This is a genomic window from Streptomyces sp. NBC_00887, assembly GCF_045207585.1.
This window is the reverse complement of sequence record NZ_CP108788.1, coordinates 4353505-4367425: the sequence shown is the minus strand read 5'-3', so window position 1 is coordinate 4367425 and position 13921 is coordinate 4353505. Positions and strand designations below refer to the sequence as shown.

At 69.7% G+C, this 13921-nt stretch carries 10 protein-coding genes and 1 pseudogene; 10 read left to right on the top strand and 1 reads right to left on the bottom strand.

Annotated features, from left to right (window positions below; genetic code table 11):
• The first annotated feature begins 133 nt into the window (after nucleotides 1–133).
• The 9 genes and pseudogenes from OG844_RS19780 to OG844_RS19740 all read left to right on the top strand — a co-directional run bounded on the left by OG844_RS19780 (nucleotide 134) and on the right by OG844_RS19740 (nucleotide 12146).
• Entirely contained in the window at nucleotides 134–1813 is a 1680-nt protein-coding gene (locus OG844_RS19780) for an ABC transporter substrate-binding protein (protein WP_406391938.1), read from the top strand.
• Nucleotides 1814–1832: 19 nt separating this feature from the next.
• Entirely contained in the window at nucleotides 1833–2888 is a 1056-nt protein-coding gene (locus OG844_RS19775; RefSeq protein ID WP_406391936.1) for an ABC transporter ATP-binding protein, read from the top strand.
• Nucleotides 2885–3865 (top strand): ABC transporter permease, encoded by a 981-nt coding sequence (locus OG844_RS19770; RefSeq protein ID WP_406391934.1) that lies wholly within the window; start codon nucleotides 2885–2887, stop codon nucleotides 3863–3865. The genes OG844_RS19775 and OG844_RS19770 overlap by 4 nt, the downstream gene beginning before the upstream one ends.
• Nucleotides 3866–3870: 5 nt before the next feature.
• A complete protein-coding gene (locus tag OG844_RS19765; RefSeq protein WP_406391932.1) occupies nucleotides 3871–4875 on the top strand; it encodes an ABC transporter permease in 1005 nt (334 codons plus the stop codon).
• Nucleotides 4872–5867: an ABC transporter ATP-binding protein gene (locus OG844_RS19760; RefSeq protein ID WP_406391930.1), complete on the top strand. Its 996-nt coding sequence runs from the start codon at nucleotides 4872–4874 to the stop codon at nucleotides 5865–5867. Before OG844_RS19765 ends, OG844_RS19760 begins: the two co-directional genes overlap by 4 nt.
• A 48-nt stretch (nucleotides 5868–5915) precedes the next feature.
• Nucleotides 5916–7334 carry a GH1 family beta-glucosidase gene (locus tag OG844_RS19755; protein ID WP_406391929.1) on the top strand — a complete coding sequence of 473 codons (1419 nt, stop codon included), beginning with the start codon at nucleotides 5916–5918 and terminating at the stop codon, nucleotides 7332–7334.
• A gap of 18 nt (nucleotides 7335–7352) precedes the next feature.
• Nucleotides 7353–7562: pseudogene (locus OG844_RS19750) on the top strand (glycoside hydrolase family 16); the annotation flags it as partial.
• Between the two features lie 38 nt (nucleotides 7563–7600).
• Nucleotides 7601–10687 (top strand): glycoside hydrolase family 3 N-terminal domain-containing protein, encoded by a 3087-nt coding sequence (locus OG844_RS19745; protein WP_406391927.1) that lies wholly within the window; start codon nucleotides 7601–7603, stop codon nucleotides 10685–10687.
• 61 nt (nucleotides 10688–10748) lie between these two features.
• Nucleotides 10749–12146: a hypothetical protein gene (locus tag OG844_RS19740; RefSeq protein ID WP_406391926.1), complete on the top strand. Its 1398-nt coding sequence runs from the start codon at nucleotides 10749–10751 to the stop codon at nucleotides 12144–12146.
• Between the two features lie 18 nt (nucleotides 12147–12164).
• Here OG844_RS19740 and OG844_RS19735 read toward each other — a convergent pair whose 3' ends face one another.
• On the bottom strand, nucleotides 12165–12743 hold the full coding sequence (locus OG844_RS19735; RefSeq protein ID WP_406391924.1) for an MSMEG_1061 family FMN-dependent PPOX-type flavoprotein: 579 nt from the start codon (nucleotides 12741–12743) through the stop codon (nucleotides 12165–12167).
• Nucleotides 12744–12904: 161 nt separating this feature from the next.
• On the opposite strand from OG844_RS19735, the gene ppk2 reads away from it, so the two are divergent.
• The gene (gene ppk2, locus OG844_RS19730; protein WP_406391923.1) at nucleotides 12905–13855 is read left to right on the top strand and encodes a polyphosphate kinase 2; all 951 of its coding nucleotides are present in this window, start codon (nucleotides 12905–12907) and stop codon (nucleotides 13853–13855) included.
• Nucleotides 13856–13921 lie beyond the last annotated feature (66 nt).

Here is a 13921-nt window from a genome sequence, read left to right as displayed (position 1 = left end):
GGCCCCGACGGGCCCCGTCCGTTCCTGAAGTCCTCCACGACGCACCACCCGTACGTCGCACCGCCCGTAACCGGCGCGTCGAGCGCTGTCCGTATCCCGGATCTCCCAGACCCGCAGTCTTCCTGGAGTCGCCATGTCCGCACGCCGTCACACCACGCTCAGAGCGGTCGCTGTCGCCACCGCCGTGGTCGCACTCGCCACCGGTTGCTCGTCCGCCAACTCGGGCGCCAACAAAGGGGGCGGCGCCGGTGCCTCCGGCGTACTGACCCTCGGAAAGCCGGACGGACCGCAGACGAACAACAGCAACCCGTTCCTCGCGACCTCGGCGAGCGCCACCCTCGGCTACCGGTACATGATCTACGAGCCGCTGGCGATGACGAACCAGATCCGCCCCACCGACAAGGCGGACCCCTGGCTGGCGACGGACTGGAAGTGGGAGTCCAACTTCACCAAGGTCACCTTCACTCTTGACGACAAGGCCAAGTGGGCCGACGGCAAGCCGTTGACCGCTGCGGACGTCGCGTTCACCTTCGAACTGCTCAAGAAGCACCCGGCGCTCAACGGCAACGGCATTCCGTACGACGGCATCACCGTCGAGGGCAAGAAGGTCGTCCTGACCTTCAAGGAATCCCAGTTCGTCAACCAGAACAAGATCATCGTCACGTACATCGTTCCCAAGCACATCTGGGAGAAGGTGGAGAACCCGGAGACCTGGCCCAACCGCACCCCGGTCGGCTCCGGCCCGTACAAGCTGAAGACCTTCACTCCGCAGACCACCACCCTGACCGCCACGCCCACCTACTGGAAGGGCGAGACCAAGGTCAAGGAGCTGCGCTACACCGCGTACAACGACAACAGCGCGGCGACCACGGCCCTGGCGAGCGGCAAGGTCGAGTGGTCGTTCGTCTTCATGCCGAACTACAAGCAGCTGTACGTGGCCAAGGACCCCAAGAACCACAAGCTGTGGTTCCCCTCCGGGCTCGGCATCCACGGCCTGTGGTTCAACACCGCCCGCAAGCCGTTCGACAACCCGGCGCTCCGCAAGGCGATGGCCATGGTCGTCGACCGCAGGGCGATCCACGTCCAGGCCCAGGCGACGCTCTACCCGGAGATCACCAACCCGACCGGCATCCCGCTGCCCGCGGGTGAGTCGTTCCTCGCGCCCGAATACAAGGACGCCACCACCAAGCCCGATGTCGCCGGGGCGAAGAAGATCCTCGACGAGGCGGGATTCAAGCTCAGCGGGGGAGTCCTGAAGGACCCGAGCGGCAAGCCCGTGAAGCTGACCTTCACCGACCCGGCCGGCTGGAACGACTACATCACCGGGCTGTCGATCATCAAGGACAGCATCAAGCAGCTGGGCATCGAGGCGAAGGTCAAGACGCAGACCGCCGAGGCCTGGGGCACCGACGTGGCCACCGGCAACTTCGACGCCACCCTGCACTGGACCAACAGCGGTGCCACGCCGTACGACATGTACCAGAACATGATGGACGGGGCGATTCTCCAGCCCATCGGCAAGACCGCCCAGCTCGGCAACTTCGGCCGCTTCAAGAGCCCCGAGGCCACCGCCGCGCTCAAGGAGTACGCCAACGCCACCGACGACGCCACGCGCACCAAGGCCATGAACGCGCTCCAGAAGATCATGGTCGAGCAGGTGCCGGTGATCCCGACGGCCGCGGCCCCCATCGGTGCCGAGTACTCCACGAAGAACTGGGTGGGCTGGCCGACCGAGTCCGCCCCGTACGCCGCCCCGCAGCACACCCAGCCCGACGCGCTGGAAGTCGTGCTGAACCTCAGGCCCACCAAGTAACCACGGGGAAGAACCGGCCATGACCACCGAACCGTCCGAAGACGTGCGCACCGCGACCGATGTGGTGCTCGAAGCACGCGGAGTCACCAAGCACTTCCCCGTGCGGCGCACTGCGGGAGACCTCCTCGCCCGCAGACGCCGTACGGTCCACGCCGTCGACGATGTCTCGCTGAAGCTCCGGCGCGGCACCGTCACGGCCCTGGTGGGGGAGTCCGGCTCCGGGAAGTCCACCGTCGCACGTCTGCTCACCCAGCTGTATCCGCTCACCGAGGGCGAGATACACCTGGGCGGCAGGGTGGTGAAGGCGGGACGTGGCCGGTCCTTCCGTACCTATGTGAAACAGGTCCAGCTGATATTCCAGGACCCGTTCGCCTCCCTGAACCCGGTGCACACCGTGCGCTACCACCTCACCCGGGCGCTGAAGATCCACGGCCGGGCGGGGAAGGGCGACGTGGACCTGGAGAAGAACCTGACCGCTCTGCTGGAGCGGGTCCAGCTGACCCCTCCGCAGCAGTTCCTGGAGAAGTTCCCGCACGAACTGTCGGGAGGGCAGCGCCAGCGCGTCGCGATCGCGCGCGCCCTCGGCGCCGACCCGAAGGTCCTGCTGGCCGACGAGCCGGTGTCGATGCTCGACGTGTCGATCCGGCTGGGTGTCCTCAACCTGCTGCGCGACCTCAAGGAGCGCCTGCACCTCGCGATCCTCTACATCACCCACGACATCGCCTCCGCCCGCTACTTCGCGGACTCGACCCTGGTGATGTACGCGGGCCGGATCGTCGAGGGCGGCGACAGCGAGACCGTCACCCAGCGCCCCGCGCACCCCTACACGCAGCTGCTGATCGCCTCCGCGCCGGACCCCGACCGGGTGGCGCACGAGGAGGCGCAGGAGGAGACGGGAAGCGGTGAGCCGCCCTCACTGATCGCCCCGCCGGACGGCTGCCGCTTCCACCCCCGCTGCCCGAAGGCGATGGAGCGCTGCCGCACCGAGCTGCCGCCGCGCTTCGACCTGGCGGACGGCCAGTGGGCCGCCTGCTGGCTGTACGACGGCACCACCGCCGAGGGAGCAGCGAAGTGAAGTACATCCTCCAGCGGTTCGCCTTCTACGCGGTCACCGCGTGGGCCGCCATCACCATCAACTTCCTGATCCCGCGCCTGATGCCGGGAGACCCCGTCGAGGCCCTGATGAGCCGCTACCAGGGGCAGCTCGACACCACGGCGATCGCCTCCCTGAAGGCCCTGTTCGGGCTCGACGAGAACAAGTCCCTCTGGTCGCAGTACACCGACTACTGGTCGAGTCTGCTGGACGGCGACCTGGGCCTCTCCTTCACCTACTTCCCGACCCCGGTGGGCGAGGTGCTCTCGGACGCGCTGCCCTGGACGCTCGCCCTCGTCGGGATCACCACCCTGATCAGCTTCCTGCTCGGCACCGGCATCGGCGTCTACAGCGGCTGGCGGCGCGGCTCGTGGCTGGACGGGCTGCTGCCCGTCACCACGTTCATCTCATCCGTCCCCTACTTCTGGCTGGGGCTCATCGCCATCTCGCTGTTCGCGGTGAAGTGGCCGCTGTTCCCCTTCGAGGGCGGCTACGACAACTCGCTGGTCCCGGCCTTCGACTGGCCCTTCATCTCCAGCGCCCTCTACCACGGGGTGCTGCCCGGCATCACGATCGTGCTCAGCGCCGTCGCCGGCTGGATCCTCGGCATGCGCAACATGATGGTGACCGTCTCCTCCGAGGACTACGTCATGGTGGCGCAGGCCAAGGGGCTCTCCGAGCGGCGGGTGATGTTCTCCTACGCCGCCCGCAACGCGGTCCTGCCCAACATCTCCGGCTTCGCCCTCTCGCTGGGCTTCATCGTCAGCGGCACGCTGCTGGTCGAAATGGTCTTCAACTACCCCGGTATCGGATTCCGGCTGCTCCAGGCGGTCGGCGCGAAGGACTACCCCCTGATGCAGGGCGTCTTCCTGGTCATCACGCTCTCCGTGCTCGCCGCGAACCTGCTGGCCGACATGGCCTACGCCCTCCTCGACCCCCGCACCCGGAAGGAGGCCTGATCACGATGGCCGTCACCGCCACCGACGTCGCCGTTCTTGACGACCCTCCCGTCCCGGCCGTGGCCGGCCGGGCGAGGTTGCGATTCCTGCGCGGCGGGAAGGCCCGCACCGGGCTGCTGATCCTCGTGTTCTTCCTGATCTTCGCCGTCATCGGTCCCTGGATCGCCCCGTACGATCCCGACGCGATGAGCGATCAGTTGCTGCAGCCGCCGTCTTCCGACCACTGGTTCGGCACCACCCACACCGGGCAGGACGTCCTCTCCCAGATCCTGGTCGGCACGCGCGGCGTGCTGGTCGTCGGGTTGCTGGCCGGTTTCCTCGCGACCGTGCTCTCCGTGCTCATCGGGGTCACCTCGGGATTCCTCGGCGGGGCCGCCGACGAGGTCCTCTCCATGCTCTCCAACATCTTCCTGGTCATCCCCGGACTGCCGCTGATCATCATCATCGCGAGTTTCGTCGAGGACACCGGGGACCTGCTGATCGCCGCCGTCATCGCCCTCACCTCGTGGGCCTGGGGCTCGCGGATCCTGCGGGCGCAGACCCTGTCCCTCAGACGGCGCGACTACGTCGAGGCGGCCCGCGCCACGGGCGAGTCGACCTGGCGGATCATCCTCTTCGAGATCATGCCCAACCTGACCGCCGTCATCGCGTCCGGCTTCGTCGGCACCGTCATCTTCGCCATCCTCTCGGAGATCACCCTCGCCTTCATCGGCGTCGCCGACATCTCCCACTGGAACTGGGGCACCGTGCTCTTCTGGGCCCAGTCCAACCAGGCCCTGGCCCAGGGCGCCTGGTGGTGGTTCGTCCCCGCCGGCCTGTGCATCGCCCTCCTGGGCACCGCCCTCGCCCTGATCAACTTCGGCATCGACGAGTTCGTCAACCCGCGGCTGCGTACGGCGACCGGCGCCTCGCGGAAGGTCAAGATGCGGGTCGGATTCACCCCGGTGGCCCGCCGCACCGGCACCCACGCCGCCCGCCCCGGCACGCGCACCAAGGAGCAGAGCGAATGACCGGCGAGCCGATCCTCACCATCAGCGGACTGAACGTCGACTACGGCACCGGTGCCGGCGGGGTCCAGGCCCTGCGCGACATCGACCTCACCCTGCACCGCGGCGAAGTCCTCGGCCTGGCGGGCGAGTCGGGCTCGGGGAAGTCCACCCTCGCGTACGCGGTCACCCGGCTGCTCTCCCCGCCCGGGGTGATCACCGGCGGCGACGTCCACTACCACCGGCGGGGCGCCGCGCCCGTCGACATCCTCTCCCTGTCCCCGGACGAACTGCGCGCCTTCCGCTGGCAGGAACTGTCGATCGTGTTCCAGGGAGCGATGAACTCCCTCAACCCCGTGCACACCGTCCACAGCCAGCTCACCGATGTCCTCAAGGCGCACCGGCCCGACATGCGGTCCCGCGAACGGACCGCCCGGGCCGAGGAGTTGCTGACCCTGGTCGGCATCTCCTCCGACCGGCTCGCCGCCTACCCGCACCAGCTCTCCGGCGGAATGCGCCAGCGCGTGATGATCGCGATGGCACTCGCCCTGGAACCCGAGATCGTCATCATGGACGAGCCGACCACCGCGCTCGACGTCGTGATGCAGCGCCAGATCCTGCGCCGGCTGGTCCAGCTGAGGGAACAGCTCTCCTTCTCCGTCGTGTTCATCACCCACGACATCTCCCTGCTGATCGAGTTCTCGGACCGGATCGCGATCATGTACGGGGGCCGGATCGTGGAACAGGCGGGCGCGGACGAGATCTACCGCGACCCCCGCCACCCCTACAGCGACGGGCTGCTGCACTCCTTCCCCGCGCTGCACGGCCCCCGGCGCGAACTCACCGGCATCCCCGGCGTTCCCCCGCACCTCAGCGCGATGCCCACCGGCTGCGCCTTCCACCCCCGCTGCGGCAAGGCCTTCGAGCCGTGCGCCCAGCGGGTCCCGGTCCTCGCCGCTCCGGACGCGGGCCAGGACCGTGAGGTCGCCTGCTGGCTGCACACCCGGCCGGCCTGACCCGCGACCCACGCCCCACCGCATCCCACAAAGGACTTACGGAGACCCATGAATCTCGCCACGCCCCGCAGCCTGCAGCCCGCCGCCGTCCAGGGACTCCCGGCCGACTTCCGCTGGGGCGTCGCCACCTCCTCGTACCAGATCGAAGGGGCCCCGCGGGAGGACGGCCGCACTCCGTCGATCTGGGACACCTTCTGCGAGGTCCCGGGCGCCGTGCACAACGCGGAGAACGGTGATGTGGCCTGCGACCACTACCACCGGATGCCCCAGGACGTGGAGCTCATCGCGGGCCTCGGCGTCGACACGTACCGCTTCTCGCTCGCCTGGCCGCGCATCCAGCCGGGCGGCCGGGGACCCGTCAACGCCAAGGGGATGGATTTCTACAAGCGGCTGGTCGACGAGCTGCAGGACAGGAACGTCACCCCGTGGATCACCCTCTACCACTGGGACCTGCCGCAGGAGCTGGAGGACGCGGGCGGCTGGCCCGCCCGTGACACCGCGTTCCGCTTCGCCGACTACGCGATGCTCGCCTACGAGGCGCTCGGCGACCGGGTCGAGCACTGGACGACGCTGAACGAGCCGTGGTGCTCGGCGATGCTCGGGTACGCCTACGGGGCCCACGCCCCCGGCCGCAGCGACATGGGTGACGCCATGGGCGCCGTCCACCACCTCCTGCTGGGCCACGGCCTCGCGGCGCAGCGGATGCGGGCGGCCGCGGGCGACAACCCGCTCGAGCTCGGCATCACCCTCAACCTGGGCACCGCCACCCCGGAGACCGACAGCGAGGCCGACCGCGAGGCCTGCCGCCGTGCCGACGGCATGGGCACCCGCCTCTACCTCGACCCGATCGTCCGCGGCAGCTACCCGCAGGACGTCGTCGAGGACCTCGCGGCCCAGGGCATCGAACTGCCCGTCCAGGACGGCGACCTGGCCACCATCGCCACCCCCCTCGACGTCCTCGGCGTCAACTTCTACCGAGGCGCCCTGTTCTCCGGAGTCACCGAGGAGGGATCGCCCACCGACGCCGACGGCCTCCCCGTCACCCGTGGTGTGGAGCGCGACCTGCCCCGCACCGCGATGGACTGGGAGATCACCCCGACCGAACTCACCGATCTGCTGCTGCGGCTCCAGCGCGACTACGCGCTGCCCACCGTCATCACGGAGAACGGGGCGGCCTTCGACGACACCGTCGCCGCCGACGGCTCCGTCCCCGACGCGGACCGCACCGCCTATCTCGCCGACCACATCGCAGCCGTGTCCGAAGCCCGTTCCCAGGGCGCGGACGTGCGGGGCTACTTCGCCTGGTCGCTGATGGACAACTTCGAGTGGGCCTACGGCTACGACAAGCGGTTCGGGATCGTCCGGGTCGACTACGACACGCAGGAGCGGACGCTCAAGGACAGCGCCAAGTGGTACCGCGACACGGTCCACCTCACCCGGAACGCTCTTCACGACCGACCCGTGTAGGAGCACCCCCACATGCCCTCTCGTACGACGTTGGAGTCGACCCGCGGCAAGTGGGTCTTCGACCACAACCAGTACGTGATCCTCAACCTCGCCCTCGGCGGCGCCTACCCCGCCGGGTGGAACAAGGTCACCCAGCCCTACTGGGGTCTTCCGCAGTCCAGCGTCGACCGAGTCGCGCGGGGTGGCATCAAGGCGGAGATCGACTGGGTGCGGGTCGAGCAGAAGTAGCCGACACCGGAGCACGACCGAACAAGGGACGAGCCGCAATGCCACGCACATCGCACACCCGCCCACTCCACCGGGCGAGACCGGCCACGGCCGCGCTCGCCGCCGTCACGGTCCTCGCCGGACTGCTCGCCGGGGCCGTCCCCAGCGCGGCCGCCGGGGTGGACGACCCCGCACCGGTGCTCGTCGACCGCTTCGAGGGCGAGGTCCCGTTCGGCAACCCGCCCGCCGACTCCCTCTTCACCTGGGGCGGCGACGCGGACGACCACCCCGTTCTGGAGTTCAAGGAGCGCGCCGACGCCCCCGAGGGAGCCAAGGTCCTCCAGGGCACCTACGACATCAGCGCCTGGGGCGGACTCAGCCATGAGTTCGCCGTCGACCAGCCCCCGGAGGACTGGACCGCCCACAAGGGCATCCGCTTCTGGTGGTACGGGCAGAACACCGCGCCGCTGCCGCCCGGTTCGGGTAAGCGCGTCAACTTCGAGATCAAGGACGGCGGCGCCAACGGCGGCGCGTCCGAGCTGTGGACCACCTCCTTCACCGACGACTGGGAGGGCTGGCACCAGGTCGAGATCCCGTTCGCGGACTTCGTCTACCGGGCCGACTACCAGCCCGTCGGCGGCATCGACCAGGTCCTCGGCCTCAACGAGATGTGGGGCTACGCCCTCACCCTGCCGACCGGCGCCCCCGGCGCGTTCGCCATGGACGCCGTCGAGCTGTACGGGAAGGCCGAGCCCGCACTGAAGTCGAGCGTCGTCATCGACTCGGCCGTGCACCCGGTCAAGGAGGGCGGCACGGCGGACATCAGGATCTCCGTCGCCACCACCGGCTCCGCCCCCATCGAGGAGCCCGTCACGGTCGCGTACACGACCCAGGGCGGCAGCGCCGAGTCCGGCAAGGACTACACCCCGGTCACCGGCACCCACACCTTCCCCGCGGGCACCGCCTCCGGCACCAGCCACACGGTCTCGGTGGCCACCCGGAAGGACGGCGGCGCCGAGTCGGCCGAGACGGTCCCGCTCGAACTCACCGTGACCGGGGCCAAGCCGCCCAAGGAGAACCCGCAGGTCGTCATCGACGCCCACGGTCTCCCGTACCAGAACGCGAAGCTTCCGGTGAAGAAGCGCGTCGAGGACCTGCTGTCGAGGATGTCGCCGGCCGAGAAGGCCGGCCAGATGACCCAGGCCGAGCGCAACGCGCTCAGGTCCCAGGGCGACATCGCCGCGTTCGACCTCGGCTCGCTGCTCTCCGGCGGCGGTTCCGTACCCACCCCGAACACGGCCGCTGCCTGGGCGAAGATGGTCGACGCCTACCAGTTGCGCGCCCAGGCGACCCGCTTCCAGATCCCGCTGATCTACGGCGTGGACGCGGTGCACGGTCACAACAACGTGATCGGCTCGACGATCATGCCGCACAACATCGGCATCGGCGCGGGCCGCGACCCGAAGCTCGCCGAGAAGACCGGTGAGGTCACCGCGAGCGAGGTGCGCGCGACCGGCATCCCGTGGGACTTCGCCCCCTGCGTGTGCGTGACCCGCGACGAGCGCTGGGGCCGTTCCTACGAGGCCTACGGTGAGGACCCGGCCCTGGTGGAAGCCATGGAGACGGTGATCACCGGGATGCAGGGCCACGCCTCCGGCAAGGACCTGGACCGCAACGACAAGGTGCTGGCCAGTGCCAAGCACTTCGTCGGCGACGGCGGTACGGAGTTCGGGTCGTCCACCACCGGCTCGTACACCATCGACCAGGGCATCACGAAGGTGACCCGCGAGGAGCTCGAAGCGGTCCACCTCTCGCCGTTCGCCGAGTCCGTGAAGCGGGGGGTCGGCACCGTCATGCCGTCGTACTCCTCGCTGGACATCCTCGGTGACGACGTGGGCCCGGTGAAGATGCACGCCAACGCCGAGATGATCAACGGGGTGCTGAAGGACCGGATGGGCTTCGAGGGCTTCGTCATCAGCGACTGGCAGGCCATCGACCAGATCCCCGGTGACTACGCGAGCGACGTGCGGACGTCCGTCAACGCCGGACTCGACATGATCATGGTCCCGACGGCGTACCAGGACTTCACGAAGACCCTCCAGGAGGAGGTCACCGCAGGCCGGATCGGCCAGGCCCGGATCGACGACGCGGTGTCCCGGATCCTGACCCAGAAGTTCCGCCTCGGCCTCTTCGAGAAGCCGTACGCGGACCCCTCCAACCTGGAGAAGGTCGGCTCGGCCGCACACCGGACGGTCGCCCGCGAGGCAGCCGCCAAGTCCCAGGTCCTCCTGAAGAACGACGGCGCCGTCCTCCCGCTCGAACCGTCCCAGAAGGTCTACGTCGCCGGATCCAACGCCGACGACCTCGGCAACCAGGCCGGCGGCTGGACGGTCAGCTGGCAGGGTGCCTCCGGCCGGATCACCACGGGGACGACGATCCTGGAGGGCATCACGAAGAACACGGCCTCGGCCACGTACTCCAAGGACGCCTCGGCCGCCACGGACGGCTACGACGTCGGTGTCGTGGTCGTCGGCGAGACCCCGTACGCCGAAGGGATCGGTGACGTCGGCAACGGCCACGACCTGGAGCTCACGGCCGGCGACAAGGCGGCCGTCGACAAGGTCTGCGCGGCGATGAAGTGCGCGGTCCTCATCGTCTCCGGGCGTCCGCAGCTCATCGGCGACAAGCTCGGTGACATCGACGCCCTGGTGGCCTCCTGGCTGCCGGGCACCGAGGGAGACGGCGTCGCCGACGTCCTCTACGGCAAGAAGGCCTTCACCGGACAGCTCCCGGTGACCTGGCCGAAGTCCGAGTCGCAGCTGCCGATCAACGTCGGCGACGCGGCGTACGACCCGCAGTTCCCGTACGGATGGGGACTGACCACCCTGAAGAAGGTCCCCGGAGGCGGCGAGCTCACCCTCACCGCCCTCGCCGCGGCCGCGCATCTCGCCGAGAAGGCGCACCTCGGGAAGACCCCGGCGGGCAGGGCGATCGTGGACCAGGCCAGGCTGCTGGTCCAGCAGAAGGCCGGCGGGAAGCCGACAGCGGCGGTGTCCAAGCCGTTCGCCGAGGCCGACCACCTGCTGCTCACCGGTGACCTGACCGGAGCGGTGGCGAAGCTGCGCACGGCGTACCGCGCCGCGTAACACCACGGAGGAAGCCCGGGTGGGCGACGCATTTGTCGCCCACTTGGGTTACTTTCGGAGTATGCGGAAGAGGCTGTTCGCCCCCCTTTGGGCCTGCCTGCTGCTGATACTCACGGCGGCCGTGCTGGCGCTGTCGCCCGCTGCGCCGGCCGCGTCCGCCGCCCCCGCCACCGTGGACGAGGCCGGTCAGGCCCTGCGCCAGGACCCGGTGTACGTGGACCCGGCAGCCACCGGCCTGCTCTCCGCCAGCCAGGAGAAGGCCCTGGAGGAGAAGATCCTCGACGCCGACAAGCCGGTCTTCGTCGCCGTGCTCCCGGCGACGTCCGAATACCCCGAGCAGAACCTCCTCCAGAACCTCCGTACCGACACCGGAATCACCGGTGTCTACGCGGTCAGGCTCGGCGACGGGTTCGACGCGGGTGCCGACCCGCAGGTCATGCCGGTCCGGGCGGTGGACAACCTCACCACGGCGGTCGAGGCGCCCGGCACGGACACGAACGCCGCCACCCAGCTCAACGCCTTCGTCGACCGCGCCGTCGAACAGGCCAGGGGCAGCGCCCCCGCGTCGTGGTCCGGCACCGGCGGCGACGAGAACGGTGCGGCCGGTGCGGCCGGCCTGATCGCACTGGGCGCGGTGGCGGTGGCCGGCGGCGCGGGCGCGTACGCGATCGTCCGCCGCAACAGGAAGCGCAAGGAGGAAGAGGAACAGGCCTCTCTCGAAAAGCTCCGGGTCGTCGTGGACGAGGACATCACCGCGTACGGCGAAACCCTGGACCGGCTCGACTTCCACCCTGCGGAGAAGGGTGCCGACGACGCGATGCGCACGGACTACGAGCACGCGCTCGACTCCTACGAGGACGCCAAGTCCCGTATGGGCGATGCCCGCCACCCCTCCGACGTGCGCGGGGTCACCCAGGCCCTGGAGGACGGCCGCTTCTCCCTCGCCGTCCTGGAGGCCCGCCGCAAGGGCACCGCTCTCCCGGCCCGCCGGCCGCCCTGCTTCTTCGACCCGCGCCACGGCCCGTCGGTCGCGGACACCCTGTGGAGCCCCTCCGGCGGCGCGGCCCGGGAGGTCCCGGTCTGCGGTGCGGACGAGGTGCGGCTGCGCGAGGGCGAGGACCCGATGAGCCGTACGGTCGACGTGGGCGACGGCCGCCGCCGCCCGTACTGGGAGGCGGGCCCGGCGTACGGCCCCTGGGCGGGCGGCTACTTCGGCGGCGGTCTGCTGCCCGGCCTGCTGGTCGGGACCATGCTCGGCTCGATGCTCGCCACCCCGGCCTACGCGTCGGAGTACGGCGGCGGTGAATTCGGCGGGGGCGGCGGGGAGTGGAGCGGCGGCGACTCCTCCGGCTCCGACTTCGACTCCTCCGGCTTCGGCGGCGGCGGCTTCGGTGACGGCGGAGGGTTCGGTGACGGCGGAGGGTTCGGCGGGGGTGACTTCGGCGGCGGAGGCTTCTGACTCAGGCCGGGGAAGCCGTCAGGACCCGGAAGCCTGGACCGCTCCCTCCCACGTGTCCGGTGCCCAGACTCCGGAGCGGCGCAGGGAAGCCGGGCAGTGCAGGTAGATCTCGTCGATGTCGACGACCAGGGCGAGATCCGGACGCTTGCCCTTGACCGTCATGTCGTCGAAGAACGGCGCGTCCGTGAGGATCCGGGCGCGGCCGTTGATCCGTAGCACGGTCATCGACCCGGGTATGAGGTACAGCAGGCCGACGTGCGGGTTGGACAGGACGTTGTGGAAGCTGTCGCCGCGCCGGTTGCCGGGAAGGTCGGGCAGCGCGATGGTGCGGGCGTCCAGGACCCGGGTGAAGCCCGGCTCGCCGCCGCGCGGGGAGGTGTCGCAGTTGCCGTCCGCGTCGGAGGTGGACATGGCGCAGAACGGCGCACGGGCCAGCAGGCCGAGGTCGTCGTCGGTGAGCGTGTCGTGGACCTTGTCGATGACGAGGGGCCATGGAACGCCGAGGATCTCCCGCAGCTGCTCCGCAGACCGCAGGGGCACGGCTCCGGCCAGCGGGTCCCCTGTACGGGAGGGCGCGGCGGGCGCGGCGTTCGACAAGGGTTTCTCCGTACCTCGTGGAATGCCGGCTCATCGCCGACCTGCTGTTATTAGGCTTACCTTACTTACTGCTCCACGGGTGCCCCGAGCCGGGGAGACGCGTGCGCATTCGTTCCGCCATCCGGTGGCACCGGGCGCGAACGGGTGCCAGGCTGGGCAGGGTGGACCGCGATGAGGTGGGCAAGCAGCTGCTGGACGGGCTGACCGTCGACACCAGCAGGCCGGAGCAGCCTGTCCTGCTCGACGAGGCCGGCGAGCCGATCAGGACCTGGCGGCAGAACTACCCGTACGAGCGCAAGATCCGCCGCAAGGAGTACGACCGGGCCAAGCGCATCCTGCAGATCGAGCTGCTCAAGCTCCAGCGGTGGACGAAGGACACCGGTGCGCGCGTCGTCGTGGTGTGCGAGGGGCGGGACGCGGCCGGCAAGGGCGGCACCATCCAGCGCTTCACCGAACGCCTCAACCCCCGTGGCGCCCGCATCGTCGCCCTGGACAAGCCCACGGAGCGTGAGCGGGGCCAGTGGTACTTCCAGCGCTACGTGGCCCACCTGCCCGCGCCGGGCGAGCTCGTCTTCTTCGACCGCTCCTGGTACAACCGGGCGGGTGTCGAGCGGGTCATGGGCTTCTGCTCCGAGCCGGAGTACGAGCTGTTCCTCGAGCAGTGCCCTGCCTTCGAGGACATGCTCGTCGCCGACGGCATCGTCGTCGTGAAGTTCTGGTTCTCCGTCTCCCGCGCCGAGCAGCGCACCCGCTTCGCCATCCGGCAGGTCGACCCGGTGCGCCAGTGGAAGCTGTCGCCGACGGACATCGACTCCCTCGACCGCTGGGACGACTACACCACGGCGAAGGTCGAGATGTTCCGCGTCACCGACACCGTGAACGCGCCGTGGACCGTCGTGAAGAGCAACGACAAGCGCCGCGCCCGCATCGAGGCCATGCGCAGCCTCCTGGCCCGCATCGACTACGCGGCGAAGGACGTCGAGGCCGTCGGCAGGCCGGACCCGCTCATCGTGGGCGCCGCCGCCACCCTGCTGGAACCGGGCGAGGAGGACACCGCCCTCTCACCCACCCGTTTCGCTCCGAACGCGGAAGGTCCGGGCGCGCACCCGTAGGGCGCAGGGAACCCGAGGGCGGCACACGCATGTGTGCCGCCCTCTTGCCGTGCCCGGACGGTTCCG